At 39.1% G+C, this 26,583-nt stretch carries 26 protein-coding genes and 1 pseudogene; 3 read left to right on the plus strand and 24 right to left on the minus strand.

Features of this window, described 5'->3' with window-relative positions; all coding sequences use genetic code 11:
• Positions 1-40: 40 nt before the first annotated feature.
• Genes B1R93_RS01645 through B1R93_RS01665 form a run of 5 tightly spaced genes read right to left on the minus strand, consistent with a single transcriptional unit; the run spans position 41 to position 3,970 of the window.
• Complete coding sequence (locus tag B1R93_RS01645; protein ID WP_088102250.1) at positions 41-493, minus strand: DUF2663 family protein; 453 nt, start codon at positions 491-493, stop codon at positions 41-43.
• Between the two features lie 57 nt (positions 494-550).
• The gene (locus B1R93_RS01650) at positions 551-772 is read right to left on the minus strand and encodes a hypothetical protein (RefSeq protein ID WP_088102251.1); all 222 of its coding nucleotides are present in this window, start codon (positions 770-772) and stop codon (positions 551-553) included.
• 52 nt (positions 773-824) lie between these two features.
• Complete coding sequence (locus B1R93_RS01655; protein ID WP_088102252.1) at positions 825-1,406, minus strand: CPBP family intramembrane glutamic endopeptidase; 582 nt, start codon at positions 1,404-1,406, stop codon at positions 825-827.
• Positions 1,407-1,413: 7 nt separating this feature from the next.
• Positions 1,414-2,916, minus strand: a complete 1,503-nt coding sequence (locus tag B1R93_RS01660) for a RecQ family ATP-dependent DNA helicase (protein ID WP_088102253.1) — start codon at positions 2,914-2,916, stop codon at positions 1,414-1,416.
• Positions 2,906-3,970 (minus strand): YpbB family protein, encoded by a 1,065-nt coding sequence (locus B1R93_RS01665; RefSeq protein ID WP_088102254.1) that lies wholly within the window; start codon positions 3,968-3,970, stop codon positions 2,906-2,908. Before B1R93_RS01665 ends, B1R93_RS01660 begins: the two co-directional genes overlap by 11 nt.
• Before the next feature lie 254 nt (positions 3,971-4,224).
• On the opposite strand from B1R93_RS01665, the gene B1R93_RS01670 reads away from it, so the two are divergent.
• Complete coding sequence (locus B1R93_RS01670; protein WP_088102255.1) at positions 4,225-4,473, plus strand: ferredoxin; 249 nt, start codon at positions 4,225-4,227, stop codon at positions 4,471-4,473.
• Between the two features lie 40 nt (positions 4,474-4,513).
• Here B1R93_RS01670 and B1R93_RS01675 read toward each other — a convergent pair whose 3' ends face one another.
• The 3 genes from B1R93_RS01675 to B1R93_RS01685 all read right to left on the minus strand — a co-directional run bounded on the left by B1R93_RS01675 (position 4,514) and on the right by B1R93_RS01685 (position 7,713).
• Positions 4,514-5,563, minus strand: coding sequence for an EAL domain-containing protein (locus B1R93_RS01675; protein WP_088102256.1), 1,050 nt, complete (start codon positions 5,561-5,563; stop codon positions 4,514-4,516).
• A 241-nt stretch (positions 5,564-5,804) separates the two neighbouring features.
• Positions 5,805-6,524, minus strand: a complete 720-nt coding sequence (locus B1R93_RS01680) for a FadR/GntR family transcriptional regulator (RefSeq protein ID WP_245308167.1) — start codon at positions 6,522-6,524, stop codon at positions 5,805-5,807.
• A gap of 136 nt (positions 6,525-6,660) precedes the next feature.
• On the minus strand, positions 6,661-7,713 hold the full coding sequence (locus B1R93_RS01685) for a M14 family metallopeptidase (RefSeq protein WP_088102257.1): 1,053 nt from the start codon (positions 7,711-7,713) through the stop codon (positions 6,661-6,663).
• Between the two features lie 454 nt (positions 7,714-8,167).
• Here B1R93_RS01685 and serA point away from each other — a divergent pair, with 454 nt between their 5' ends.
• Both serA and B1R93_RS01700 read left to right on the plus strand, forming a co-directional pair.
• Complete coding sequence (gene serA, locus B1R93_RS01690; protein WP_088102258.1) at positions 8,168-9,787, plus strand: phosphoglycerate dehydrogenase; 1,620 nt, start codon at positions 8,168-8,170, stop codon at positions 9,785-9,787.
• Positions 9,788-10,110: 323 nt separating this feature from the next.
• Positions 10,111-11,022, plus strand: a pseudogene (locus B1R93_RS01700) (transposase); the annotation flags it as partial.
• Between the two features lie 20 nt (positions 11,023-11,042).
• Here the strand turns inward: B1R93_RS01700 and B1R93_RS01705 are convergent.
• From B1R93_RS01705 to B1R93_RS01780, 16 genes are all read right to left on the minus strand, one after another.
• On the minus strand, positions 11,043-11,870 hold the full coding sequence (locus B1R93_RS01705) for a TerC family protein (RefSeq protein ID WP_088102260.1): 828 nt from the start codon (positions 11,868-11,870) through the stop codon (positions 11,043-11,045).
• Positions 11,871-12,027: 157 nt separating this feature from the next.
• A complete protein-coding gene (locus tag B1R93_RS01710) occupies positions 12,028-12,411 on the minus strand; it encodes a hypothetical protein (RefSeq protein WP_088102261.1) in 384 nt (127 codons plus the stop codon).
• 119 nt (positions 12,412-12,530) lie between these two features.
• Entirely contained in the window at positions 12,531-13,469 is a 939-nt protein-coding gene (locus tag B1R93_RS01715) for a M23 family metallopeptidase (protein ID WP_088102262.1), read from the minus strand.
• A gap of 91 nt (positions 13,470-13,560) precedes the next feature.
• Complete coding sequence (locus B1R93_RS01720; protein WP_088102263.1) at positions 13,561-14,649, minus strand: Ger(x)C family spore germination protein; 1,089 nt, start codon at positions 14,647-14,649, stop codon at positions 13,561-13,563.
• On the minus strand, positions 14,630-15,745 hold the full coding sequence (locus B1R93_RS01725) for a GerAB/ArcD/ProY family transporter (RefSeq protein ID WP_088102264.1): 1,116 nt from the start codon (positions 15,743-15,745) through the stop codon (positions 14,630-14,632). Before B1R93_RS01725 ends, B1R93_RS01720 begins: the two co-directional genes overlap by 20 nt.
• A gap of 12 nt (positions 15,746-15,757) precedes the next feature.
• Positions 15,758-17,242 carry a spore germination protein gene (locus B1R93_RS01730; RefSeq protein WP_088102265.1) on the minus strand — a complete coding sequence of 495 codons (1,485 nt, stop codon included), beginning with the start codon at positions 17,240-17,242 and terminating at the stop codon, positions 15,758-15,760.
• A 176-nt stretch (positions 17,243-17,418) separates the two neighbouring features.
• Positions 17,419-18,333: a VanW family protein gene (locus B1R93_RS01735; RefSeq protein WP_088102266.1), complete on the minus strand. Its 915-nt coding sequence runs from the start codon at positions 18,331-18,333 to the stop codon at positions 17,419-17,421.
• 338 nt (positions 18,334-18,671) lie between these two features.
• A complete protein-coding gene (locus B1R93_RS01740; protein WP_088102267.1) occupies positions 18,672-19,262 on the minus strand; it encodes a cob(I)yrinic acid a,c-diamide adenosyltransferase in 591 nt (196 codons plus the stop codon).
• 15 nt (positions 19,263-19,277) lie between these two features.
• On the minus strand, positions 19,278-19,634 hold the full coding sequence (locus tag B1R93_RS01745) for a bifunctional adenosylcobinamide kinase/adenosylcobinamide-phosphate guanylyltransferase (RefSeq protein WP_165763702.1): 357 nt from the start codon (positions 19,632-19,634) through the stop codon (positions 19,278-19,280).
• An 8-nt stretch (positions 19,635-19,642) separates the two neighbouring features.
• Positions 19,643-20,287 carry a histidine phosphatase family protein gene (locus B1R93_RS01750; RefSeq protein ID WP_088102269.1) on the minus strand — a complete coding sequence of 215 codons (645 nt, stop codon included), beginning with the start codon at positions 20,285-20,287 and terminating at the stop codon, positions 19,643-19,645.
• A complete protein-coding gene (locus tag B1R93_RS01755) occupies positions 20,239-21,042 on the minus strand; it encodes an adenosylcobinamide-GDP ribazoletransferase (RefSeq protein WP_245308168.1) in 804 nt (267 codons plus the stop codon). The genes B1R93_RS01750 and B1R93_RS01755 overlap by 49 nt, the downstream gene beginning before the upstream one ends.
• The gene (locus B1R93_RS01760) at positions 21,021-22,535 is read right to left on the minus strand and encodes a cobyric acid synthase (RefSeq protein ID WP_088102270.1); all 1,515 of its coding nucleotides are present in this window, start codon (positions 22,533-22,535) and stop codon (positions 21,021-21,023) included. The genes B1R93_RS01755 and B1R93_RS01760 overlap by 22 nt, the downstream gene beginning before the upstream one ends.
• Before the next feature lies 1 nt (position 22,536).
• Positions 22,537-23,106, minus strand: a complete 570-nt coding sequence (locus B1R93_RS01765) for a bifunctional adenosylcobinamide kinase/adenosylcobinamide-phosphate guanylyltransferase (protein WP_165763703.1) — start codon at positions 23,104-23,106, stop codon at positions 22,537-22,539.
• Positions 23,100-24,179 (minus strand): threonine-phosphate decarboxylase CobD, encoded by a 1,080-nt coding sequence (gene cobD, locus B1R93_RS01770; protein ID WP_088102272.1) that lies wholly within the window; start codon positions 24,177-24,179, stop codon positions 23,100-23,102. Before cobD ends, B1R93_RS01765 begins: the two co-directional genes overlap by 7 nt.
• Positions 24,166-25,119: an adenosylcobinamide-phosphate synthase CbiB gene (gene cbiB, locus B1R93_RS01775; protein ID WP_088103365.1), complete on the minus strand. Its 954-nt coding sequence runs from the start codon at positions 25,117-25,119 to the stop codon at positions 24,166-24,168. The genes cobD and cbiB overlap by 14 nt, the downstream gene beginning before the upstream one ends.
• Positions 25,119-26,579, minus strand: a complete 1,461-nt coding sequence (locus tag B1R93_RS01780; protein ID WP_088102273.1) for an adenosylcobinamide amidohydrolase — start codon at positions 26,577-26,579, stop codon at positions 25,119-25,121. The genes cbiB and B1R93_RS01780 overlap by 1 nt, the downstream gene beginning before the upstream one ends.
• Positions 26,580-26,583 lie beyond the last annotated feature (4 nt).

A 26,583-nucleotide genomic window follows, 5' to 3' on the forward strand; every position in this document is an offset into this window, starting at 1 on the left:
AAAGACACCTTTTTTTAGTCAATCCCAAAAAGGTGTCTTCTTATTTATAAAACAAGTTTATTTCAAACTCTTTTTCCATCATAGTAAACACATTTTGCCTGTTCGTCCAGTCCTCATCCCCATCCCAAAGTTCTGAGGAGCGATCGATAAATTCCTCTCGTAGAGCATCGAATTCCTTTTCCGCTTTTTTCGCTTTCTTTTCAAAGTAACGGACTTGCGATAAACCGATTGCCAAGACGACGATTAACAAGAGTAATAGTTGATTTTCAAATAAAATAGACAAAAAATTCGCACCATACGTCGAACCTTTCATGAAATGTTCATAACCAAAAAATAAAAAAACAGCTAAGCAAAACATGACTAATAAAGACCACCACGTTTTCGCTTTTTCTAGTTTTTCAAGCTTATGCTTACGTGTAATTAATTCCTCTAGCATAACCTCAATGACTCCAGTTACTGATTCATTTAGCTTCCACTTTTTTAATTCTCCCAAACTCACACCCCCCCTATATAATCTATGTAGACAAGGATGTAGTTAGAACGATTACCCTTAGTTCATCCAATAAGGAGACGTAACCAAAACGATGACTAGCAAAAGAAACAGCATCAACAATAGCCTAATGATCGGAAATGTGATCTTTACCTTCATTTTCTTACGTTTATGCTTATGATATTCTTTGCGGGATGGTAAACGTTTTATTTCTTCATCACGATGAATTTCCATTTGCTTTCGAAGGCTCTTTGCTTGGTCCTGTACGATTTCATCTGTCATCTTTATACACCCCCATTACTTTTATCGGCATCATCTAGCATTGGCTAAAGAGTTATGCTTGACTGTTTAAAAGGTTTTTTTGTAGCATAATACCAAATAAAAAATCAATTAGAAAATGGGCAAACATCGTGACGAGAATATTACCAGTCCATTCAAATAACAGTCCAAGTGAAAAGCTTAAAATGAGCACGGATAGAAACAGTACCACTTTTTTTATATAACGGAAATGAATGAATGCAAAGATCAGACTAGCAGTAATAAGTCCATAACCAGTTTGAATAACAGCTCGAAATAATACCTCCTCCGCTATGGCCACGACGGTACAAAGCACTAGCATTTGAGGAAGTGTTAAAGAACGAAAGATTCGTCTATTAATCCCGCCATCATCAAGCAAGTGGGCTGGAAGCCAACGGGCCAATAGAATATTTACGATAACGACTAAAACAGCGAACCCTCCACCTATAACAAATATACCCCAAAAATCCAAAAAAACTAGCCCTAAAATATCAGACCAACTTGAGAAAATAAAATAGCCACCAATAAAAGCACATACTAACATAAGTCCTTGCGAGGCATATACATTTAGTAATAAATCACGATCGGATATATTCGCAAGTATATCCTGTTGTTTCATTCAACGTTCATCCTTTCTGGAGAAACACATGTGCTAGCTCTTCCTGCCACGTTTCTTTCGTTACGACAGTAGGCTCACGTTTATCAATAAAAACATTGTAGTCATATCCACAACGGTCACAGCACCATTCAAGGTCAAACTGTTTCTCCTCTGCAAAATAAGTAAGAAGCTGCTCCCTTCGACAGGTAGAAGAAACAATCCATTTCTCTAATTCATACAACTTTTTCTGTTTTTCCGCTCTTCTGCTTTCAAACTGATACTTTAGCTCTTCGAAAACAGCGTCAATAGAAAATCTTCTTACATTATTTCCTCTTAAAACACCAATTTGCTCTAATTGAAAACGGAGCGTTTGCCACGCTGTTTCGGTGCATGAAGCTGCTTGACAAATACGCTGTTCTTCCTCCTTTGTTAATTGTGATACTTGAATTAACAAGCTTAAAATGGACCGAATATGGCCATCATGAAGGCTTTCCCTATCTAGCAGTGACTGTGCTAATTTTCGATCCTCTTTACAATATAGGAGAAGGGCAAGACTTTTTTCACCGTCGCGACCAGCCCTCCCTATTTCTTGAACATACGACTCAAGTTGAATCGGATAATGAAAATGAATGACATAACGGATATCTTTCTTATTAATCCCCATACCAAACGCACTTGTGCAACAAATTAGTTGTAACTGCCCATTCATAAATTGCTGCTGGATTAGGAGCCTATCTTCATTCGTCATTCCTCCATGGTAATAACTAACTCCTTCAACACCTTCTTGCTGAAGTAAAAGAGCTATGTTCTCTGACCACGTCCGACTCGAGAAGTACACCATTCCAGGTCCTTTCAAGTCTTTTATCACCTCTTTTAATCGTTCTACCTTTTCAGAAAGTGTTTCAAACGATTCAACAGCAAGGACTAGGTTGGGCCTGTCTACCGAATGAATGAAGAGTTGAGGCTGCTTCAGTTCCATCTTTTCTACAATATCTTTTTGCACAGCTTTTGTTGCAGTGGCTGTAATCGCTAAACAAGGAGGTGTACCGAGCGCTTGTCTTACTTCAGAAAGGCGTAAATAATCCGTTCGGAAATCATGCCCCCATTGAGATATACAGTGTGCCTCATCAATAACAAAATAGGAAATCTTTACTTGTTGCAATCGATTTTGAAACAAACGAGATTGTAGCATTTCAGGTGAAGTGTAAATCATTTTATACGTGTGTAATTGCTGAAGTAGTATGTCTCGCTCACGTGGATTTGTAAAGCTATTAATTGCAGCTACAGCTTTAATTCCCTCACTTTTCAATTGTTGAACTTGATCCTCCATTAACGATAATAACGGTGAAACGACAACCATCAAGCCATCAGATAACAACGCCGGAAGCTGATAACATATTGATTTCCCCGTACCCGTTGGAAGCATTGCTAGCACATCAGCTCCTGACAAAACCGCTTCAATAATTTCTTTTTGGCCTGAGCGGAAGCTGGAATAGCCAAACCATGTATATAATGCATCCTCAAGATTCATCTGGCACCCCCCCCCTTGTTAACGTTAGGCGAATCATGAAATAACTTACCTCTTCCCTAACCTGACGTTTTATATCACGGAGCTTCCGTGTATGTAAGTGATGTGCTGCTCTATAAATCTCCTTCTGTGTTTTTACGTCAACAAAATAATCAATATTAAAGCTTCGGTCATATAGAGCTACCTCAACAAGATGATCTTCAATCGTCGCCTGCTTAAGCTTCCTAATATTAGCTATTTTTTCAACTGTCATTCCTTGCTTTAAATAATTTAACGTTTCTTTTGCCGAATCAGTTAATGGGATGAAAGCAGCGAAATCAGCACCAAATTTTGCTAAGGCTGGATAGGTGTTTTTTTCATCTACAATCATTTTCAAAAGTTGATGCAAACAAGCTTGGTGGAGAAGATACGCTTCATCACTCGGTAATTTCAACTTATAAGCTACTTGCTCTAATGTAGCCCCTATACGAATGACACTGCTAAGCTGATAAGTAAATAAATAGGCCTGCTCTTCCTTACATTGCATTAAGAACTGTTGACATTCATGATAAAGCGTCATCAACTCTTCAGCCCTCTCTTGTTTAGTTCTAGGTAGATTCTGCTTCACCCATTGTTGGATTCGTTTATTTTGTGTAATCGGGAAAAAACGAGTATGATTCTCTTGCATATGAGTCAGCGTCTGTACATATAAAGTGAACCGTAGCCAAAATGTCGATGCTTGTTGATGATAATACCAGCCTTGGAGATCGTTTAAATATGGCCGTTGTTGATGATACTCAGCTATTAATTCGTTCCCTTTATCTCGAACCTCTACGTGCTCTTCTCCAATTCTTTTAAGTAATCCCTTCTTCTCAAGCTCAAAAACCATCTTTGGAACATCATCTCTTTTCAAATCTGGTAGGAGCCCGAAATAAGGTAATACCGAAAACAAATGACCATCTTGTATCGTTTGGGCTGATTTTTTCCCTTGTAATAAATGATACGCTCCATAAATTGAACGTTCTTGCCCAAGGGCAGCAATAACCGTTAAAAAAAGAGCTTCTGTCATTTTTATCATTCTATATCACCTAAAATTCTTTATTCTTATTGTAACAAATTCTTTTTTATTGACGTATAATCAGTTTCACTTATGATAATAATAAATCATTTTAATTGAAAACTTGTTTGCAATTTGTTGAAAAAAAACCCGTTCCACTTTACAATAGATTAGTGAAAAGAGGTTATACTCTTAAAGAAGTAGTGGACGGCTAAGCACCACTTTTGTATACTTTGGGAGAAACTAAAAGACATAGAAAAAATGGAGGGTTTACCATGGCAAAATATACAATTGTCGATAAAGACACATGTATTGCATGCGGAGCCTGTGGCGCCGCTGCTCCAGATATTTATGATTACGATGATGAAGGTATTGCATTTGTTATCCTTGATGACAACCAAGGTACGGCTGTAATTCCAGAAGAGCTTGAAGAAGATATGATCGATGCTCAAGAAGGATGTCCAACTGATTCAATTAAAATTGCAGATGAATCATTTGACGGAGATGCACTAAAATTTGAATAAATAAAAAGCGAGGGAGGCCATATTCATGGCCTCCCTTTTTTTAGCAACAATTTGCCTGCAGAATATGCTCACGAAATCCTCTAGCTAACACTTTACCATACATCGGGACGGTTGACTTATTTAAAGATGATTTTGTAATGAGACCTACTACCCGACCGCGCTCAATCATCGCAACCTTCTGTTCCTCTGGATAAAGCGCAAAATACTCCTCTAAATCTTTTCTAGTCGACTGTTCAAAAAAGATTTTTAACGTTCCTAATTCGCATTCTTCAACTGCCAGACGTTGAATTAGCTTACTCGTCATATCATTAATTTTGCCACCTGGAAACTGCGGGCGACTTAAAAAATAACCTTGGGCATAATCAACCCCAAGTCGCATTAAAGTTAGTAATTCATCTTTCGTTTCAATTCCTTCTGCTATTACTTTACTATTCATTTGTTTCGCAAACGTAATAAATGCTTGTACTATGGCTTCCTTCGTTGGAAGCTTATCTATGTCTGAAATGAGAGAACGATCAATTTTTATGTAATCAGGTTCAATCTCAGTAATCGCCTGAAGGGAGGAATAACCAGCTCCCGCATCATCAATCGCTACTTTATAACCCTGTGCCCGGTAATGAGTAAGTACTTTTTTAAACGCCTTAAAGTCTTTAATAGCACTTCTTTCTGTAATCTCAAAAACAATATCACTTGGTTCAAGGTTAAATTTTTCTAAAAGCTTACTCGTATATCCCGGTGTAAAATTCGGATCATAAATCACATGCGAATTAATATTGATAAATAACTTTTGGTCAGCTGAGATCCAAGGTCTGCTCCTCTCAATTGCTAACTCTCTTGTTACTCTCTCTAAATTATACAGTTGGTCCGATTGTTCTGCATATGTAAATAAATCTAAAGGATTTAAAAATAAACTACGACTATCCGGCCTAGATAACCCTTCGTATCCAACAATGTTAGCTGTATTTAAACAAACGATTGGTTGGTAATATGAGCGAAGCTGCTTCTCTTTAATGATTCGCTTCAATTCAACATCATAAAGATGTTCATATCCCTTTTCACTCTTCTCTCCCATCAATTCCAGCACTTCCATACAGATGTCTCCTTTTCTCTCTATTTCTCTAATTTCTTTCTATATGTTAAATATAGCAATCAAAATTAAAGGATTTGTTAAGGAAATGTAAATTTTCCAAAAATTTTTAGAGATTTTGTCGTAAAAAAGAGAATATCCCCAAAGGTTAAATACCTATTGGAATATTCTCGAAATAAGAATGGTACGTGAATACGCTGATGGTTATACAGTGATAGTCAACAAAAAGACCCTTAAACATATGTTAACTCCTAGTATCAAACATGGCTTTTTCAACACCTGAAATGTGAATCATCATCATCTGGTAAGCACGGTCTGCATCTTGATTTTTTAACGCCTCATAAATATGCCAATGCTCATTATAAAGCTGTGTTAACCTTTCAGGCTCTGAGTAAAAAAATACTTTTCTCGCTTCTCTTAGAGCTACATGCATCGTATCGGAAACAACCTCTAAAAATTGATTCAGCATTTGATTTTTTGTAGCGGAAACAACCGCTAAATGGAACTCGACATCTGCCTTTTCTCCTAGCTCCCCATCACCTTCTGCACGCTTCATCTCATGAAGAATCGCTTCAATTTTCAACAAATCTTCATTGCTCCGATTTAAAGCAGCTAACGATGCTGCACCAGTTTCGACAATTTTACGAATTTCAAATAACTGTCTAACATCCTCTTGCTTCATAAATTCAACTGATGGGATGACAAGACTTGCAATATCATGATGAATTCGCTTAACGAAGGTGCCTTCCCCTTGTCTAATTTCTACAAGACCAACTGCCTTCAATGCACTTAATGCCTCTCGAATTGCCGAACGACCTACATTAAAATCCTCTGCTAGCTGTTGAACCGAAGCCAGTCGATCACCTGGTCCAACTTCACCTGACTTTATCATCTCTGTTAACTGCTCTGCCACAATTTCTGATACTTTTTTAGGACGTACATGACGAATCGCCAATGCCTCCACCTCGTTCTCCTATAAATACACCGTAAATTGTACCGTTGATCGCAAGAATAAGCAACAGAATCGTACGGTTTAGCAAGGTAAAATGTGTAGGAGGAAAAAGGGAATCAAAGACCTAAAATATTTTGTACTTTTATTTTCAGATGACTAAACCTTCTAATGCTAGGAGAACATTATTTGACCAAATTTCAGCAAATGCTTTATTTGGCAAAGGATTAGTCCCTATGCCAACCTCAACTGTAAAACCGGGTCGTCCCGTCTCTTGGATAAACCAATCTTTGTAGCCACCATCACTATCAGCCGTATGCACAGGTAAATATGAACTAACAAGAGCAAGACGTTCAACCATTTGTTTACTACACTCTGGCTCCAAACCTCGATAACCCCAATAAATGACCTGCCCTTGAGAATGAAATGCTACTACATGGGCAAAGGCTAGCCTTTTACTTAATCGATAAACGGCTTTTACTTCCGGCTCGGTTAATGGTTCGGTGCCACTATAATGTCTAGACCAAGGAGTCTGTGGACTTTCCTTTGCTTCAATTTCCCAGCCCGCTGGCCACTGATGATTTAAATCAACTCCACGAATATTACTTGACCAATGTTCAAAACGAGTCTCACCCTTATTTATCCGTACCACTTCATCATAATACGGATGATTAGAATAAATCCCTTGCTGAACAAGTTCGACCCCATCTGGATTGACAAGTGGAACGACAAAAAGCTTAATTTTCTCAAGGACCTCTACTATGTTATAGCCGTACCAATCGTTTTGACTCTCATAAGCAGTAGCTAATTCATAAACAAACTTCGTTAAAAACTTAGACGTATGCCACTCGTTCGCGTGCCAACCACCGGAATAAAAAATTTCCTTTTTACCACGGCCTATTGATAAAGCATAGATAGGCTTCTTCATAACCGAAAAACCAATAACTTCTACTCGAACACCTAGTTTCTTAAATGTTGGTATCATCTCATCAAGCTCGTTTGGCCCAAATTCTAGTCTATGGTCAAATAGATCTAGCTTCTGTTGAGGATTTTGGGTGTTCGGGATATGTAAAATCATCCCAGGTTGAATATACTCATGTTCAGAGGTTAATCTTGGATTAAATAATACTAAATCAAAAGGACGAATTTGAAACGCATTCGCAACCTTTGCAACAGTATCTCCTTGCCTTACTGAATAATTCACAAAACTCCCTCCTTTCACACTTACATTTATATGATTTTTAAATAGTTCTAGAATTGACGGAAATAGATTAATATGATTAGTCATCAAAAAATATATGAATGATTACCAAATTCAAAGAGTTAGAGTTTGCCTGAGACTTGTTTGGTTCATTTTGGATAGCCTCTGAATTGGTCTACTGAAAAAGAAGGAGTGGGCTACGATTTAATCCGTTATCTTCAAGACCATTCTATGTCAACTCAACACTCAGTGAGGGAAGTAACTATTCTAAAGCATTCCCTTTATCAGTGCCCTTGAGGCAATGTGCGGAGCCATGGCTGCTTCCTAGCGTGACTTTCAAGGGGATTTTCATTCCCCCCTTATTTTGTTGTAATGCTGTCAAATTTAATTGGTTTACCATTGACTACGCTTCGGATTAGTTTTACAGTGAAAAAAAAAGCCAATAAGGAGGCAGAACATGAATGAGCAAACTGTTGTAGACACGAATTCTAACCATCTGAAGACGAAATACCGTATTCTTGTTTCAGACGCCATGAGTAAAGAAGGCTTACAACCTTTACTCGAAAATGACAAAGTTGAATGTATTGAGCAGTATGTTGATGATGTGGAAGACCTTTCGACCATAGATGCTCTTCTTGTGCGAAGTGCAACAAAGGTAACAGAAGAAGTACTTTCACAAATGCCTAACCTTAAGATTGTTGCCCGCGCCGGTGTTGGTGTCGATAATATTGACCTTGAGGCTGCGACAAAACATGGTGTAGTCGTAGTTAACGCTCCTGACGGAAATACAATATCTACAGCAGAGCACACTTTTGCTATGATTTGTTCATTACTTCGCAAAATTCCACAAGCAAGTGCTTCCATTAAAGCAGGTGAATGGAATCGTAAAGGTTTCCAGGGCTCTGAGCTTCGTGGTAAAACGCTAGGCATTATTGGTTTTGGACGTATTGGTACACAAATCGCTCAGCGGGCAAAAGCATTTGAAATGCCACTTCTCGTCTTTGATCCGTTTTTAACAAAAGCACGTGCCGAAAAAATCGGCGTAACTCCTGCCACACTTGATGAAGTGTTAGCTAACTCGGACATTATTACAGTTCACACACCTTTAACGAAAGAAACAAAAGGATTACTTGGAATGAAGAACATTGCCAAAACAAAAAAAGGTGTATTTCTCGTTAACTGTGCACGTGGCGGAATTATTGACGAACAAGCGTTAAAGCACTATTTATCTAACGGGCATATCGCTGGTGCTGCACTTGACGTATTTGAAGAAGAGCCAGCAACAGACCGTGAGTTAATTGCTTTCCCTAACGTTATTGCTACTCCACATATTGCGGCTTCAACAAAGGAAGCTCAATTAAATGTCGCATCACAAGTTTCAGAAGAAGTATTAAATTTTTTACAAGGACAGCCTGCTATTAATTCCATTAACCTACCAACACTTTCTAAAGAAGTATATGAAAAAGTTAAACCCTTTTATGAGCTTGCTAAAAAAATGGGGAACATTCTTTCACAGGTTATGCGTACACCCGTTCAAGAAATCGAAGTATTCTATGGCGGCACGGTAAGAGAATTGGAAACATCGATTACAACTAGAAGTTTAATGGCTGGCTTCCTTCAGCCACGAGTCGATGCTGCTGTTAATGATGTCAATGCTTCTCTTATTGCAAAGGAGCGCGGAATTAACTACGGTGAAAAACATGTTGATAGCACATATGGGTATTCTAATATTATTCATGCTGTTGTGACAGGTGAAGAACGCACGTTTGAACTTAAAGGGACTTTCATTAAAGAATATGGTGCTCGTATTGTGAATGTAAATGGTTTTAACGTTGATTTTGTTCCAGAAGGTCATCTAATTTACATTCAACACAATGACCGACCAGGTGTTATCGGCCGGATGGGACAACTCCTTGCAGAACATAATGTAAACATTGCAACCATGCAAGTCGGTCGTAAAAAAGAAGGCGGAGAAGCGATTATGATGCTTGCGGTTGATAAATTAGTGGAAGATACCGTACTTGAGGCATTAATTGAAATAGAAGATATCCATTTTGCAGATAAAATTGAATGCTAAAAAAAAGCTGCTATGCCGCTTTCAGCTTGTCGACAAAGTCTCTATAACGAGACAGTCGACAAGCTTTTGTATTTTTGTGGGGTTGCCATGATAAGACGCTTCGAATCCGCTCCCGGGATGGGGGGCACGCTTTCCGCAGGCGGGCGTGGAACTAACCGGCTCCGCCGGTGGATTTCCACCTGCCCTTTCCTCCTGCAGGAGTCGGCCCTCCCATCCCGTCCGCTTTTTCAGAGGAGAAATACGGGTCCACTTCCTTTTTAACATCCTCTATCTCACAAATGCGAGACAGTTGACTGTTTTTTTTCTATAATACGGATGAGTGGAAAACGGAAAAAAAGCCCTTACCTCTCTCGAAGAAGGAGTCGACGAGGGAGATCAAAGAGAGTACAACGGATCCTGAAAGTGGTTACTATGTCAAAAGCGAACGTGAAAAGATGTTAGCTATAGTTATCACACAGCTTGTGACCGAAATCGTTTCGTCTTAGGAACGATTGTGACTCCTGCCAATGTCCATGATAGTCAAGTATTTCACAAATTATTTGATCAACTAAAAGAGAAAGTGACCAAACCTCAAGTGGTTGCAGTAGATGCTGGATACAAGACACCGAGTATTGCAAAAAAACTTCTAGATGAGGCAACACAACACGAGCTGTCATGCCGTATAAACGTCCAATGACGCCTCCAAGCTATTTCCAAAACACCAGTTTGTTTATAATGAGTACTATGATTGTTACATATGTCCAGGAGAGCAGATTCTCCCATATCGAACCACAAACCGAGACGGATATCGAGAGTACATATCGAATCCATCCATTTGTAAGGACTGTCCTGTGTTACACCAATGTACGAAAAGTAAAAACCATCAGAAGCTAGTTTTACGGTACATTTGGCAGGATGCCTTAGATGAGGCTGAACACTTGCGACATACAGATTTAAATAAAGAGATTTACGCGAAGCGGAAGGAAACCATCGAACGCGTCTTTGCCGATCTCAAACAGAAGCATGGTTTGCGTTGGACCAATCTAAGGGTTGGAAAAAAATTCAATGCAGGCCATGCTTGTTTTCACTTCCATGAACCTGAAGAAGTTAGCGAATTGGCACTGGAGAAACACTCATCCTTCAGTGTCACCAACCACAAATAAGCAAAATTACGTAAAAATGCCTTTGAGAATCTTTTCTCAAAGGCGTTTTATCTACGGTCTGAAATCGGCTATGCCGCTTTTTTTTACCTTTAACAAGAGCTTGACTATGGACGTTATTTTTTCTCAAATTGCTCTTCTCCATCCTCATCTTCCTTATTGCCATCCGGCTCAACGACTTCAAGCGGATGTTCCTTTACATCCACTGGCTTTGACAAAAACCAGCTAAGTAAAACAATTAAGATTAGAACTCCCCAAAAGAATCCCTTCCATACAGTCGAATGTGGAAAATGCTCGTCGATCAGAGCTAAGTCAGGATGAGCAATCGTGTACACCGCAAGTTTTACACCAACCCAGCCGACAATCAAATAAGCGCCAGTCTCTAAACTAGGTCGCTTTTCAAGTAAGTAAACAAATTTACCGGCTGCAAATCGCATGATCACAATCCCTATAATCCCACCAATTAGAATCACGATAAACTGTCCACCATCTAAGTTTCCGATATTCGGTAATGGTGTGACTGGTAAGGTCATGGCCAAAGCAACGGCCGCTAATATCGAATCGACCGCAAACGCCAAGTCTGCAACTTCAACCTTAAACACGGTTGTCCAGAAGCCTGCTCCTGAACGAATTTGCTTTTCCTTTTTATGCCTATGAGAAACATACTTATTGAACATATAGTGAATGGAAAGGTAAAGTAAATAGATAGCTCCTATCGCTTGGATTTGCCACACATTTACTAAGTAAGAGATCAGAAATAGCGCTCCGAACCTAAATAAAAACGCACCGGCTAGCCCATAAAATAACGCTTTTTTCCGTTTTTTTTCCGGTAAATGCTTTACCATCATTGCAAGAACAACAGCATTGTCTGCAGCTAATATCCCTTCAAGACCAATTAAAACTAATAATACCCACCCGTATTCCAACCAAATCGATATATCCATAGCATCCTTCCTTTCTAAAGAGAAGCATTTCAGAATAGTGGAAGAGTAAAAAAACCTTTACCATAACGGCAAAGGTTCAGCTTTTATATTAATAACATCATAACTGCCATTATAAAAGTTAGTTTATCCTTTCGAATACAAACTATGATAGCAGCTATTACCAAATATAGTGAAACAAAAGCTCCAGCTGGGCCTCTTTACTTGCTGTAAGATATTGTAAACCAGCTTCCGTAATCATCAGTTGATTTTGTTCCTGCTTTATGAAGGATTCTGCAAAAGCAACATCAATATAAAACCGATACAGCTGTTCGGTTGCTTCTTTCATTATTTGCCGTTCATACCCAAAAGCACGGTTATGTGAACGCCAAAATCTAGGATGAGGAGCTCGTTCAGAGATTAATCGGATTTTTTTATGTTTATTGATTTTTCGAAGCATAAACACAAAACCATCAACCAAATCGACCTGATGGCTTGTCAAATCGGTTTGTTCGTTTAACCATTGAAATAATGCAGTGTTTACTTGAACGTCACTCTTCCTCATCATCATTCTCCATATCTATTATTTGAGCTCATTTTATCATATTCGACATTCTTTTAATAGAATGGATCCGTTGTTAAAGTGAAAAATGGACCCAAAAGATTCCTAATGGGCCCTCCATCTTATTTAATTTTCAACACTGTCCCTGGATAAATCACATCACTCTTTAATCCGTTTTTTCTCATCAGCGTTTCTACAGATAACTTATATGTCGCAGCTAACTTAGAAAGTGTATCTCCAGCTTGTACAATGTGAACATCATCTGTCGCTAAATACATGACTAATGTATCTCCAGGGTGAATGGTTTCGCTATCTAGCTGATTCCACTCTTTTAAGTTTTCAGTACTAATCCGAAAAGCCTTTGCAATGTGAGAAAGTGTATCCCCTTCCTTAACAGAAATGGTATGCGTTATTCGCTCACCTTCTTTTTGTTGTGGTTGAGCTGTCGGTAACTCTGTAAGTGAATGGCTCATTACGTAGACAATTTCTTCTTCCTCCCACTTTTCCTCAGATAGCTCCTCAGGAACCCCACCGACAGCTGCATAGATCGCTTCAGGTTCTGATGAAAGGACAAAAAAAGGATCAATGGATTCAGATTTTTCAACATTCCAATTACCATGGTGAACTTCAAAATGAAGATGATTTCCCGAGGAACGCCCCGTATTCCCTACTGTTCCAATTTTCTGACCTTCTTGAACAGCTTGTCCCTCTTTTGCATAACGTTGATGAAGATGTGCATATACCGTCTCTAATCCATTTTCATGTTCGACAAAAATGACATGACCATATGTATCCGAATAATAAGATTTATTTATGACACCATCAGCAATAGACACAACGGGTGTCCCCTCAGGTGCAGCAATATCAATTCCATAATGTTGCCCTTCTCTCGTACCGTATGTATCCGAAACATTGCCAGTGGTTGGCCAGATGAGTGAATCTTTAAGCTCAGCTGGCACCCCACTTTCTGCAGCAAATGATGTTGTCGTCCCAATAAAGAGCATTCCAATAAACACAGCAATAGCTAATGCAATACATAATCGTTTAATATAATCAAGCATCGCTTCCTCCTACTGTTCTCTACTCTACCCAATGAGTTTTTTTTACACCTCCTGTATTTTATGATGGCTAGACCTTTTTTATGCAAACTTTTTATTCAACTGCTCCTGATTGGAGAATACTGACGTTAGCAGAAACATTAAATTGTACTTGTGAATAAAGTGTATCTTTCCACTCTGTCGGATCCCAGTTCCTAGTCGTACTACGATACTTTTCTCCAACACCAATTGGATCAATCCCTTCATCACGAAAGGTTTCTAACAGCTCTAAACTACGTGTTTCTATCTGCTCCTTAATTGATTGTTCAATTTTTGTAATAACTTGTTGATCTTCTAAATTCGACTCACCTGTATAATCGACAATTTCACCGTTTAGATGCATGTTAATAGTGAAGGTTATCACTCCATTAGCTTTGCTTATGTCACGATTTTTACTACTATTGATGTTTTCAATCACGACAAAGCTTTGATCAAAGGGAAGTTTAAATTGTTGTAGTGCTTGCTTCGTTCGAGAAGTCATTAATTTCAATAAAAAAGAATCCTCTAAATGTAAAATGGAATGAAAGGTTTCCCTTTTAAATAATGCAGTGCCAGAAACGCTAAGAGAATCACCATTTTTTGTAATAACCGGCAAATAAGGATCACGCCCGTCATTGTATAAGCTAAACAGAAATTCATGCATGTTCGTAGCAGGAATCGTATTTGTATCCATATTTTGTTGGAGTAATTCTGAAATAAACACGCCAGCTTGTTCACCTGCTCCTAAGTTCGCTTCTAAAAGCTCTCCCGCATTTTCCCCTTCTACCACACATAAAAATATTCGATTACCGACAGAGGGATCACGATACATCGCATTAACATATGCTTCAATTCCTTGTTTTGCTAATTGTTCGCTAAATAACAAAACTCTTAATTGACCATAAGTTAAAGGTTTCTGAGATTGTCTGCTCAATAGAACTCTCGCACCCTTTGTCGTTTGCGATTCAGCTTCAATAACACCCTGTTCTAAAACATTTTCCTGACCTTGTTCGAGAAATGTAGGAAAACTGACCATCATTTTTATTCCTTTATCAGTTTGGTCAAACGCTGCAGAACGAATCATCGCAACTTCATCAATAATTCGAGTCTGTAAGCATCCAGCTAAGAAGAATACAATAACGATACTACAGAGCATGCGTTTCATTGTCTGGTTTTCTCTCCTTCACTTTTAATACAATGGCTTGGATAAGCACAAGAATCGGTATATAAATAAATACAAAATAAAAACCAAATTCACCTACCCATTTACTAAAAATCTCCACCTCTTGTCTCGTTGGTAGTGATATCGAAATGATTGTCATACAGGCTAATGCGATCACGAGCATTTTTCGCTGACTCATATTAAAAATACGCTTCCCTGCTCGACTTGCAGCCCAAATGGCAATCGCAATATTCGGTGCAATTAGCACCATCCATAATGAGATTCCTACGTATTCAAATCGTTCTAAAAAAGGGAGCTCTACAACTTTATAGAGTGTAAGCGTTGCCCATACGGTTCGATTTAATTGCTCCTCACTATAAAAAGTTAAACTAACTAGCATGATTCCTGTATAGATGAGAGTGGTTATACCCGATCCTATTTGAGCCCATTTCTGTGTTAATGTACGATTCTTCAAAAATGGGTAATACATGAGTATTAATTCAAATCCGAGAAAGCTTAACGTTGTTTCTCTCGCTCCAAGAGCAATTTCAGTGAATGTGTGTTTCCATACTGGTAATAGATTTATAAAATGAGCAAATTCAAGTGGTAATAAAAGCATCGGAAACAATGGCATCGGCATAATGACGCCTAAAAAGCAGAGACCAACGACCGTCCTAAATCCTCCAGAAACAATAATATAAAAAAAGAAAAACGCAAAAATAGAAAAAAACCAAGTAGGTAGATCCGAAAACATCCAGACTTGGACAATCTCTATGTAAGAACGAAGAACAACTGCTGCTAATGAAATGAAATAAAGAGTCACAATGATACTTAATGTATGGCCAAGGTATTTTCCAAAAACTTGTTTATGAATGGTTATTAAATCCCCATCTGCTTTTTTTACTAACATATAAATACAGGTAATGAGAAAATGAACGTACACACCGGCAATGATGATCGAAATCCACCCATCGTATCCTGCATATTTTGTTATATTACGCTGAAACCCTAACACACCTACCCCGACCTGAGTGGCATGAACTAAAAACAATGTGAGAAAGCCTGAAACAAGATATTGCTCTTTAATTGGTTGTTCCATATTGCTCCCCCTTCATTCATCAATGTCATGTTTACGAGTTGCTTGAAAAAGATTTAATCGTTTTTTTTGTTTCGGCCGTAAGTAGACAGGGCGTGAGGACATCCAATTATACGGTACTCGAATAAAAGCGTCTCGCCAGTCCTTAAACCTCGGTGGATAAAGCGGTTCTAAATATGGTCTTCCTAATGATTTCAGTTTCAATAAGTGAATGAGCGTGTACAGTACACAAATGACGACTCCTATTCCTCCTAAAAAAGCAGCAGTTATAATAAAGGGGAATCGAATTAAACGAATCGTGTTCCCCATTTGGTAAACAGGTGTTGTAAACGAGGCAAGTGCTGCTAATGCTACAATGATAAGTAAAATATTACTCGTTAACCCTGCTTCAACCGAAGCTTGTCCTATAACAATCCCACCAACGATCCCAATGGTTTGTCCAACCTTCGTAGGTAACCTCGCCCCAGCTTCTCGAAGCAATTCGATTGTTAGCTCTAGAAAGATGGCTTCAATGATAGGGGGAAACGGGATATTACTTCTCGACGATATAATCGTTGCTAATAAGTCTTTCGGAATTAATTCGTAATGATAAGTTAATACGGCAACATAAATAGGTGTAGCAAGTATTGAAAATGAAACAGCAAAGAAACGAAGAAGTCTAACTGTAGAAGCTATTTGCCAAGGTAGAAAATAGTCTTCTAATGATGAAAAAAATTCAATTAAGGTAGACGGACCCAAAACCGCCTCTGGTGAACCGTCACATAAGAATGCAACCTTCCCTTCTCCAAGAGCAGCTGCAACTCGTTCTGGTCTTTCCGAATTAATGAATTGCGGGAAAATAGACATCGAATTATCTGTTATCATTTGCGATAAGCTACTTGAATCCAATATTTGGTCAAACTCAATATCTTTTAGACGCTGAGTCATAGTCTGAACATTTTCCTCATCTACGATTCCGTCTAAATAAAGAACGGCCACCTTAGTTTGAGTTAGCTTGCCAATCTTTAATTCCTTTACTTTTAGCTGTGATAATGGAAGTCGCTTCCTTATTAAACTTATGTTTGTATCAAGTGCCTCTATAAAGGCTTCCTGAGGACCGACCACGCTAAACTCGACTTCAGGGGTGGTTACTTCACGATTTGAGTCCTTAGCAACATCAAATACGATACATTTCTGTGATTCCGTCTTAGTTCGAACCACCACGTAACCGTTTAGTACTTTCTCACGTAAGTCGCTTAGGTTCTCGACAATGTATTTATTTGATATCGGTATAGCTGAGTAAAGCTCCTCCAACGTACCAGATGACGTTTTCCGTAAATAGGGTAGTAAATCTCGATTCAATTTTTCTTTGTCAACCAACGTATAAAAATAGCAGATCGAAAAGTGATGATTGCGCTCTTCCTGAAGTTCAATTTCTACAAAATCATTTGATTGCTTAAAAACAGACAACACATCATTTATAGTCATTCGATGTTTTTTTGATAACCAGCGAAGAAGCAAATCAACACCTCCCTAAATAAAAAGTCTTCCAGTCTTTAGTATGAAAAGTCTAATTTGGAATTATACAAACCTTTTTCTGTTCTTTGATCCCGATAGTCATTCTCACTATAAATGTCATCATAAAAATAACACCATGAATGAATTCTGCTTTATGCAGGTTCATTCATGGTGCTTTGTTATGAACTTTCTTTATGTGAAAAAACTTTAACAGTTAAGGCACCATCCGTGACCTGTGTCCGGATCATAATTGGATACTGTAGCGTATTCCGAAACCGAAAATCTGGACCTCCCCAGGATACCGTTGCGTCTCTTCCCTCTGGCACATACCCGACCTCTCTTGAGTGAGTATAGCGTTCAATCATTTCTAATCCTGCTGCTTCAACTGCATTAAACAACGTTGACGACGTTTGGCAAATTCCACCACCAATACCTATAACAAATTCCTTATTGACAATCTCCTTCGCTTCTTGATAACCTCGTTCAATCGTCCTTTCCCCTACAACACGGTTAAAAGAAAAGTCATCACCTGGACCTAGTACTAAATCATGGATCGCTTCGGCAGACAGCTTAATATTTTTAGTACGTCCTTCAACTGAAGAATTAAAAAAGGTTTTATATTCTGCAAGCAGAAATTTATCAAGCCCAATTAGCTGCTCTTTTGAAACAGTCGGTTCTGTAACGTAAATTGGTAAACTGACTTCCCTTACGTAATAGGGTAGATGAAGTAATGTTTCAACTAGCTCTGATTCAGATAAAATAATTCTTTCCTGCCCAGGGGTCACTTCCCCACTTTCATTAATCGATGGATTTCGCATTGGTGTATCGATTTCTAGAGCTAGTTGCTTTGCTAGTTGTTCTACCTTCTCTACATCGAGGCTGCCATCCGGCTTATAACCATAATCATTAAGCGTAATGCTCACTCTTGAGTTATCCCTTTCATCAACCAAATTAATCACTTTTACCGCTGGAACTTGTAAAGACAGCTCTACCCTATCTTTGGATCGATGATTTTTTACAGAGTGTGAGTCTTCTTCCGTTACCATACAGCCCATAAGAACGAAAAAACTTAATATGATTGCCATTCTTTTCATCTTGCCCCTCCCTCACATCATTTTCCATTTTTTATCTTATGAGGAGACAGTGCTATTGATGATTCAACTAATATAATGAATATTTTACATTTTTCCACAAAAATAGAAACTGTGCCAAATGGTTGTTTTTTAACCGTTTGACACAGCCTGCAATGAGCGTAGTCACTCCATCTTTTAAAAGTCTTACAATGAGAAGGGCACTGAAAAAGGGTGGTTTTCCCTTTTTCAGTACCCTCACAATAAGTGGGGTTCTCATCGTGTATCGAACAGAGTTATTGCCGTGCTCGCTTTAAGCTTTTGAGAAAGCCATTAACATTCAAGAATATGAATGTTATTCGCTATTTCTCTTCTTTCCTCTTTCCCCCTCTAAAAACGATGGCACTCCGCTCATACTCTACATCGTTTACATTCAAACGGGCGTTTACAACTCGAGCAATCGCAAAAAAGTAATCAGAAAGTCGATTAATATATTTTAATACTACCGGATTATGGATTTCACTTTCTCGGTGGAGTCTTGTTATATAGCGTTCCGCGCGTCGTGTAGTTGTTCGACAAATATGTAAAGTAGCAGCTGCCTCTGAACCTCCGGGAAGAATAAATCGTTGTAGCTCAGGAGCTTCCTGAATATAGACATCAATACGTTCCTCAAGATAATCAACCATGTCTTGTGATGCCTTATATGGCCGTTCTTCAGTTACCTTTAATTTCGCTAAATCACTGCCACAATCAAATAATTCATGTTGAATTTTCACTAATTCATCTTTTATATCTGGAAAAACCGCCTCATCGAGTTGCGCAATCGCAAGACCAACAAAGGAATTAACCTCATCTGTTGTTCCATAAGCTGTTACTCGTACATCATCCTTTGCCAATCTTCCGCCAATTACACTAGTTTTTCCTTCGTCACCCGTACGTGTATATAATCGCATCATTTCTTCCTCCTATTATTTAAGTCGGTGATTCAGACCGTACCATATAACATCAACACGCTCAGCTTCTTTAACCACATCTTGATAGCACCATCCCGTCATATCACGCCAAGCCCGCTCTTCCTTCTCCATCGGAACAATCCCTTTGCCAATATCGGCCCCTATTAAGAAGAGTGTTTTGTTACGAGTAGTCTGTTCCCATTGTAGCCAACTATCGAGCCATTGCTTGAACTGTAAACGTGGTGAATTAGTCGATAAAAAATGTTTAATAATATTTTCTAATCCAAAAATGACAATTGTGTCGGTGTTTTGTTTTTCTGGGATAGGAGGTAGCTGATCATAGCCATTGTACCATGCTACTTCCCTTTTCAACTCATATGTTATCTGTTCATGAACCCAGCGATTTTTCCCGTGAAATGCTCCTCCTGTAATGAACTGAATCGTTCTCCCCTCCTCAGCGCTGCCAGATTACCTGTTAATGTAAACACGGTTCCAATTGGTACAGCCCACTCAAAAAATGACTTACCGACCGGCGCATAGTCAGATAGCCATTGCCGAATCACACCACCATGGGTGATAACTGTGACTTCATCTATATTTTGACTAAATGCATCCTCAATAATCTGCGAAAACCCGTTTGTCACTCGATTCTTAAAAGCGGTGATCGTTTCACCATTTGGAGGAGAGTAGTCTACCGGGCTCGTTAACCAATTTTGATAATCTTTACACCCTTTTAATTCCTCATAGCTTTTTCCTTCCCAATCACCAAACTGATACTCTCTAATCAGTCGTGATTTTTGGTAAGGTTTTGTTGGAAACAATATCTCGGTCGTTTGTTTACATCTGACCATATCACTAGAAACAATACATGTCGTATCCGCTATTTTTTTTGCTAGGCTCTTCATTTGTATAACCCCGTTGCTTGATAACGGTAAGTCAGTTGAACCGATATAGCGCCGCTCTTCGTTATACATCGTTAACCCGTGACGAATGCAAGTAAAAGTAAAAGAACGAGCCATAGCCATGTTTCACCTCCTTCTGTGCTAGCACCAATCGTATCACCTGTTACTCCACCAATTTGCTTATTACAAAATTGAAGCCAAACGATGAAAAATAGGAACCCAGCTAAAAGCAGTGCTAACATTAATGGTTGCCAGATAACTGTACAGCCGATGAAGAGCATAACCCATAAAGCGTACAATCGCTTAACGAATGGACATTTTGCAGGTAATAAAGCTCTAGCCATTCCATGTTCTCTCGCAAACCTACCAAATAAAATTTGAAAGCCCATAAATAATCGAGTCAAAAATGGAATTGTCAAAAGAACAAACACAATATTGTCACCTAGTAAGAGAATCGCTTCATACATGAACAAATAACGCCAACCTAATAAAACCAATAATGAAAGGACACCAAAGGCACCAATTCGTGAATCCTTCATAATTTCCAATTTCTTTTCACGCTCTCTACGTGAAAACACGGCATCACTAAAGTCAGCCCAACCATCTAGGTGTAAGCCACCTGAATACACAATCGAAAACGTTAATAGCCATGCTGTGATGATCATTAGTGACAAGCTCGTATAAGAAAGGAGAACGTATGCTTGAATGGCAAGCAAAAGGCCTAACATAAGCCCAGTCAATGGGTAAGCGGCAACTGACCATTGTGCCCGTTCATTATCCCAAGGAACCTCCTTACGAATCGGAATGGTTGTAAGCAATTGGAAGGCTAATAGTATCCCATCTCGAATCATAAATTTCACTGTTTTATAATCTCCCATTCATCTAGCTTCTCAAGTAAAAGCTCCACATCCAACTCTCTCTCAACCGCATCGGCAAGGCGATCATAAGCTTTACTTCTTGTTAAAGTAAAAGGCTTAACTGGTTGCTTACACCAGCCTTTTCTTTCACGCAGCTCGTTCAACCACCATGTACGCCATTGATCGTTGTGAAAGAGATGATGGAAGTATGTTCCAATCACTCGGCCATTTTTTAAACATACACCTTCTTCATCACCATTGACCTTAAGAAACGGCTTGATATCGGTAGATAATCGAGTCGTTTGTCCTAAATGAATTTCAAAGCCCTCGATCTGCTCTCCAAGAAGTTCCTTCGGGTTTAAAATACAACCTGTTGAACGAATGGTTGTTTTTTTATCTTCGAACATCGTTTCTAAAGAGACAATACCAAGCCCATCCGTTCTATTCCCTTTGATCCCCGTATCAGTTCCTGCATAATCAATTAATGTTTCACCAAGCATTTGATAGCCACCACAAATCCCAATGATTGTTCCATTCTTTTGCATATACGCTTGAATAGCTTCAAATAATCCTGATTTCTTAATTGCTGTTAAATCATGAAAGGTACTTTTTGTTCCCGGAATAATAATTGCATCTGGCTCACCTAGGTTGCCATGCGCCTGAACGAATCGAATCGACACATCATCCTCATGACGAAATGGCTCCAAATCGGTATAATTTGATATATACGGTAAATCAATAACAGCAATATCAAGAACTTGTTTATTTAAAGGCTTCGACAAAAAGGATGTTTTCATAGAAAGAGAATCCTCACCCTCAATTGAGAGGTTCGGTAAATGAGGAAGCACTGCTAACACTGGTATACCTAAATGTTCTTCAATCCAGGTGCGACCACTCTCAAATAGCGTAGGATCACCACGAAATTTATTAATAATCACACCAACTACACGACTTCGCTCAGCATCATTCAATAATTGTAATGTACCAGCAATGCTTGCAAACACTCCGCCTCGGTCGATATCGGTAACTAACACGACAGGTACATCTGCAAGCTCAGCAACCTTCATGTTCACTAGCTCACGATCGTTCAAGTTCATTTCAACTGGGCTTCCAGCCCCTTCGATAACGACATAGTCAAACTCCTCTTCTAGCTTGGCAAGGGCAATTTGAATCGTCTCAAGCCCTTTTTCATAAAATTGCTCTCTGTAAGCACGACCAGATAATGTTTGGTACACCTTTCCAAAACGAACAATCTCTGAATCACGGTCACTTCGCGGCTTGAGTAGAATCGGATTCATATAAACGCTTGCCTCCACCTCTGCTGCTTCTGCCTGTATTCCTTGTGCCCGGCCAATTTCACTTCCGTCTAAGGTCACGTAGGAATTATTGGACATATTTTGCGATTTAAATGGAGCTACTCGAAGCTTACGTCGAGAAAAGATACGACATAGTGCCGTGCATATTACACTCTTTCCAACATCTGAAGACGTACCTTGAATCATAATTCCTTTCATTTCAGACGCCACCTTTCATAATCTTTGGTAGACCAAATTCAACTAAGATGACTTCTTCTGCAAGCTTGACTAGAACTTGATGTAGTTTTCCAAGTAATTTTATATAAATCATCGAACCTTCGTTTTTCAAAGGGATATCAAAGAATATTTCGTTTGATACGATAATATAATGACATGGCGCCTCCTTCATTGTGAGAAAGGCTCCCTTTAATCTTTCAAATACGTCATGCTGATAGAATTGACTTTTCCATTTATCACCTTCTATTTCCCATTCAAAAAACAACTCATTACTAAGTAGTGTCGTTAAACAATCAACTAATACTACATCGTCTTTATGAAATGTTGTAAGAAGCTGTTCAATCTGTCTTTCTTTTTCAATGACATTCCAATAGTGAGAAGACCGCTTACGCTGGAGCTGATGAGCCGTTACACGTTTGGCCATTTCGCTATCATAAACGTGACTTGTTGCCACATAATATAGATTTCCATTTGGACCGTGATACTTAACTGCCCGTTGCTCGGCATAAGCACTTTTACCACTCCGAACACCACCTGTCACAAAAATCAGCATGTTCCTCTCCATTCCTTTAAACTTGCTAGTAGAAGGTCATTCTCTTCTTTCGTTTTGACAGCACAACGTAAATAATTGCCCTCTAGTCCGTTAAAATTGTAAGTATGACGTACAATAATCCCTTTTTTGATTAAAAATTTCATGACATGATCCATGTTCTGAAGTGAAGGTTCAGATAATAAATAGAAATTAACCGAAGAGTCAGAAACTGAAAATCCTAGTTGTTCAGCTTCCCTTTTCACACGCTCACGTTCACTTGAAACTTTCGCTACAGTCTCTTTAACGTAAGCTTTCTCTTGTAAAAGCTGTAAGCCAACTTGTTGAGCGAGTCCATTTACACTCCATGGCGGCTGTCGTTCTTTCATTTTTTTCATAAGAATTGGTGGACCTATCACATAACCGAGCCTCAAGCCCGCGATCGCATACATTTTCGTTAATGACCTTAAAATTACGAGATTTGAATACTCGCTTATCAGATTAGAAAACGTTTTTTGGGACATTGTAAAATCAAAAAAAGCCTCATCGATCACAACGCTCGTTCCTGTCGTATCTGCTTTTTTAATAATTTTTACTATTTCTTTTTCGTCATACGTAACACCAGTTGGATTGTTAGGTGTACATAAAAAAAGCAAATCCGTTCCTTGTAAATAAGGCTCAACCTCTTCATACGTAAGGATCCACGGTGGGGAAAGAATAATAGAAGTTACTTCACAGCCATAAGCAATACAAGCATCTCGATATTCGGAGAAGGCCGGTTCAATAATCGCTACTCTCTTGTTCTGGAAAACATTCGCGATTAAAAAAATCAGTTCAGCAGCTCCATTGCCAATTAACAGCATGGATGAATTTATTCCGAATGAATCTGCAAGCTCACTCTTTAACTGTGTTACCTCAGGATCAGGATAAGAAGTCAGCATTTCAATCAAAGCACCACTTTTCAAAGCCGATTTCAAACATGATGGTGGTCCATATGGATTCGTATTGACACTAAAGTCAATTACGTTATCGGGATGCTGTATTCCAAGCGCCTGAGTTACATACATTGGATTAGCTCCATGATTAGGTAATGACAACGATTATCCCTCCTAGCAACCATAGAAAACAGGTAAACGCCACAACTGTTCGCTCCATGATTGAATTTGTTTCGTATATATGTACTGCTTTTAATGGAGTTAGTGGTTCCCCCATTTTTGCACGATTTGAAATCATTCCCTTATATGTGTTCACCCCTCCAAGCTGAATCCCTAGCAACGCAGCAACTGCCGCTTCCCCCCAGCCACTGTTTGGACTTGGATGCTTCGGAGCATCCGCTGTGACTACGTTCCAACAAGCTCTCTTAGAACGGGCTAGTTTTGGTTTATTCATGACAATCATTAAAAACCCAGTTATTCGACTTGGAACCAAGTTTAATAGATCATCAATCTTTGCGGAGGCAAAACCAAATTGAACATACTTATCATTTTTATACCCAAGCATCGAATCACATGTATTAACTGCACGATATAAAAGTGCTAATGGTGCACCACCGATTAAAGCATAGAACAGTGGCGCTGTAACACCGTCACTTGTGTTTTCAGCGACTGTTTCAACCGCTCCACGCGTGCATTCACTCTCATCAAGCTGATTTGTATCGCGTCCAACAATATAAGATAATGCTTTTCGCGCCTCTAAAATATTCCCTCTTTCTAATGGTTTGGCAACAGCAAGTGCGGCTTCCTTTAATCCCTTCGTAGCAATCGTTGTTGAAATAAGAAAAGCTTCAATTAAAATGCCGACATACACGTGGATAGCATAGGCTGAAGCAATCATTACCAGGGCAATGATATAGACAGCTGTAATCACGATAACAACACAAAGCAACCCTTTTATCTTCTTGTTTTTTCCGCAATTTAATAATTTATCAAGAACTCCTATGAGCTTCCCCATTCCGATAACGGGATGAGGAAGCCACTTAGGATCACCAATAATCCGATCAATCACAACTGCAAGTGTAAGAGCTATTAGATGAAAAATCATTGAAACATTCGCTCCTTATAGCGAGAAATGGTTTTCCTCGTACCCTCATAAGCCATTCGACCAATTTCCTTTCCAAGCTCTGTGGCCGTTCCTGCATAAGGAAAACGAACTCCAGATTGTGAGGCTGCAATCATAACACTGTCGGTTGACGTGCCTGTTGCAAGACTTTTCGTTACAGGATCAAGAATCTCCTCATCATGCAGAGCTTTGACCTTCGCTTCTGTTACTGTCATAACCGCCTGAACATAAGCTGCCTCTGTTAAATGCCCTTCAATAAACACCCAAATATTAATCGTCCCTATCGAATCATGATTTTGCTGCAGGTACGCTTTTGAAATGTCAACGGCATTCGATACACCTGCACTAACCATAAGTAAAATAGAAGGGACACTAGAACTTCTTAAGATAACGGCATCCTCCAGTCTTGCAGCGGTCATCATCCCCAACGTCTCCGTCACCTCGAGCCCCTTTTCTTTTACATAATCAGAAAACTCATTTTCAACATTGTCACAATGATAATCCTTATGGACATGGCGGTTAATAAAGGTACGATACCAACCAGTTCCTGCACCTAATACAGCTGATGAAAAGGTTTTCCAATAGATTGGACTCGTAATTTTTATCCATTGTGAGGAATGGTCTACCACCAACTCCTCTATCCGAGGCGTTCGTTGTGCCTCCCATCTCGGAACAAATGTAATAAGGGGGCTAGCGACGTCAGGATGCTCATGTCGGTGAAGCTCAGCAGCATAAACACGACGTAATGCTCCCGCTTCCATTACACGACTTGGTGTATCTATTGCAACTTTTTTACCTTTTTGAAGGAAAAGGACCTGTTGACAATAAAGATTAGCCATATTTAAATCATGTAAAACGGCTAAAACAGTTAGCTTTCTATTTTCTGACCATTGCCTTAATGAGTTTAATAGGTTCATTTGATGAGAAATATCTAAATGATTCGTCGGCTCATCTAAAAGAAGAATATCGGGTTCCTGGGCTAAGGCACGAGCTAAAAGAACACGCTGTCGCTCGCCTCCGCTTAACTGATGCAGCATATGATCTCGAAATTGATACGTATCGGTTTGTTTTAATGACTCTGAAATCACTTGATTATCAGCTTCTGTCTGTCCTTGTAACCACCCTTTATGATGTGGGTACCTTCCAAGTGCAACAACATCCCAAACGGTGTAGGAAAAGGCTGTTTCACTCACTTGAGGAAGAACGGCTATTTTTTTGGCTCGCTCTTTTGACTGATATGCTCCTAACGGCTTATCATCAATGGTAATGCGACCGTTACTAGGAGAAATCCCCCCATTTATCGCATTAATTAACGTTGACTTTCCACTACCATTTGGACCAATAATTCCGAAAAACTCGCCTTTGTTCACACGGAAACTAATCGGTTCAATGATGCATTTTTCACCAAAATGAATGGATAAATCTTCAACTTGAATCAGGAAA

This window comes from Halalkalibacter urbisdiaboli (genome assembly GCF_002156385.1).
GTDB classification, from domain to species: Bacteria; Bacillota; Bacilli; order Bacillales; family Bacillaceae_D; genus Halalkalibacter_A; species Halalkalibacter_A urbisdiaboli.

Excerpts from the sequence above, each read along its gene's own strand:
- B1R93_RS01720 (WP_088102263.1), bottom strand. The coding sequence starts at position 14,649 with ATGAAACGCATGCTCTGTAGTATCGTTATTGTATTCTTCTTAGCTGGA.
- B1R93_RS01765 (WP_165763703.1), bottom strand. The coding sequence starts at position 23,106 with ATGCTGATTTTTGTGACAGGTGGTGTTCGGAGTGGTAAAAGTGCTTAT.
- B1R93_RS01750 (WP_088102269.1), bottom strand. The coding sequence starts at position 20,287 with ATGGCTATGGCTCGTTCTTTTACTTTTACTTGCATTCGTCACGGGTTA.
- B1R93_RS01655 (WP_088102252.1), bottom strand. The coding sequence starts at position 1,406 with ATGAAACAACAGGATATACTTGCGAATATATCCGATCGTGATTTATTA.
- B1R93_RS01660 (WP_088102253.1), bottom strand. The coding sequence starts at position 2,916 with ATGAATCTTGAGGATGCATTATATACATGGTTTGGCTATTCCAGCTTC.
- B1R93_RS01755 (WP_245308168.1), bottom strand. The coding sequence starts at position 21,042 with ATGGGAGATTATAAAACAGTGAAATTTATGATTCGAGATGGGATACTA.
- B1R93_RS01735 (WP_088102266.1), bottom strand. The coding sequence starts at position 18,333 with ATGAAAAGAATGGCAATCATATTAAGTTTTTTCGTTCTTATGGGCTGT.
- B1R93_RS01650 (WP_088102251.1), bottom strand. The coding sequence starts at position 772 with ATGACAGATGAAATCGTACAGGACCAAGCAAAGAGCCTTCGAAAGCAA.
- B1R93_RS01710 (WP_088102261.1), bottom strand. The coding sequence starts at position 12,411 with ATGAGGAAGAGTGACGTTCAAGTAAACACTGCATTATTTCAATGGTTA.
- B1R93_RS01725 (WP_088102264.1), bottom strand. The coding sequence starts at position 15,745 with ATGGAACAACCAATTAAAGAGCAATATCTTGTTTCAGGCTTTCTCACA.
- B1R93_RS01760 (WP_088102270.1), bottom strand. The coding sequence starts at position 22,535 with ATGAAAGGAATTATGATTCAAGGTACGTCTTCAGATGTTGGAAAGAGT.
- B1R93_RS01670 (WP_088102255.1), top strand. The coding sequence starts at position 4,225 with ATGGCAAAATATACAATTGTCGATAAAGACACATGTATTGCATGCGGA.
- B1R93_RS01665 (WP_088102254.1), bottom strand. The coding sequence starts at position 3,970 with ATGATAAAAATGACAGAAGCTCTTTTTTTAACGGTTATTGCTGCCCTT.
- B1R93_RS01675 (WP_088102256.1), bottom strand. The coding sequence starts at position 5,563 with ATGGAAGTGCTGGAATTGATGGGAGAGAAGAGTGAAAAGGGATATGAA.
- B1R93_RS01715 (WP_088102262.1), bottom strand. The coding sequence starts at position 13,469 with ATGCTTGATTATATTAAACGATTATGTATTGCATTAGCTATTGCTGTG.
- serA (WP_088102258.1), top strand. The coding sequence starts at position 8,168 with ATGAATGAGCAAACTGTTGTAGACACGAATTCTAACCATCTGAAGACG.
- B1R93_RS01705 (WP_088102260.1), bottom strand. The coding sequence starts at position 11,870 with ATGGATATATCGATTTGGTTGGAATACGGGTGGGTATTATTAGTTTTA.
- B1R93_RS01740 (WP_088102267.1), bottom strand. The coding sequence starts at position 19,262 with ATGCGATTATATACACGTACGGGTGACGAAGGAAAAACTAGTGTAATT.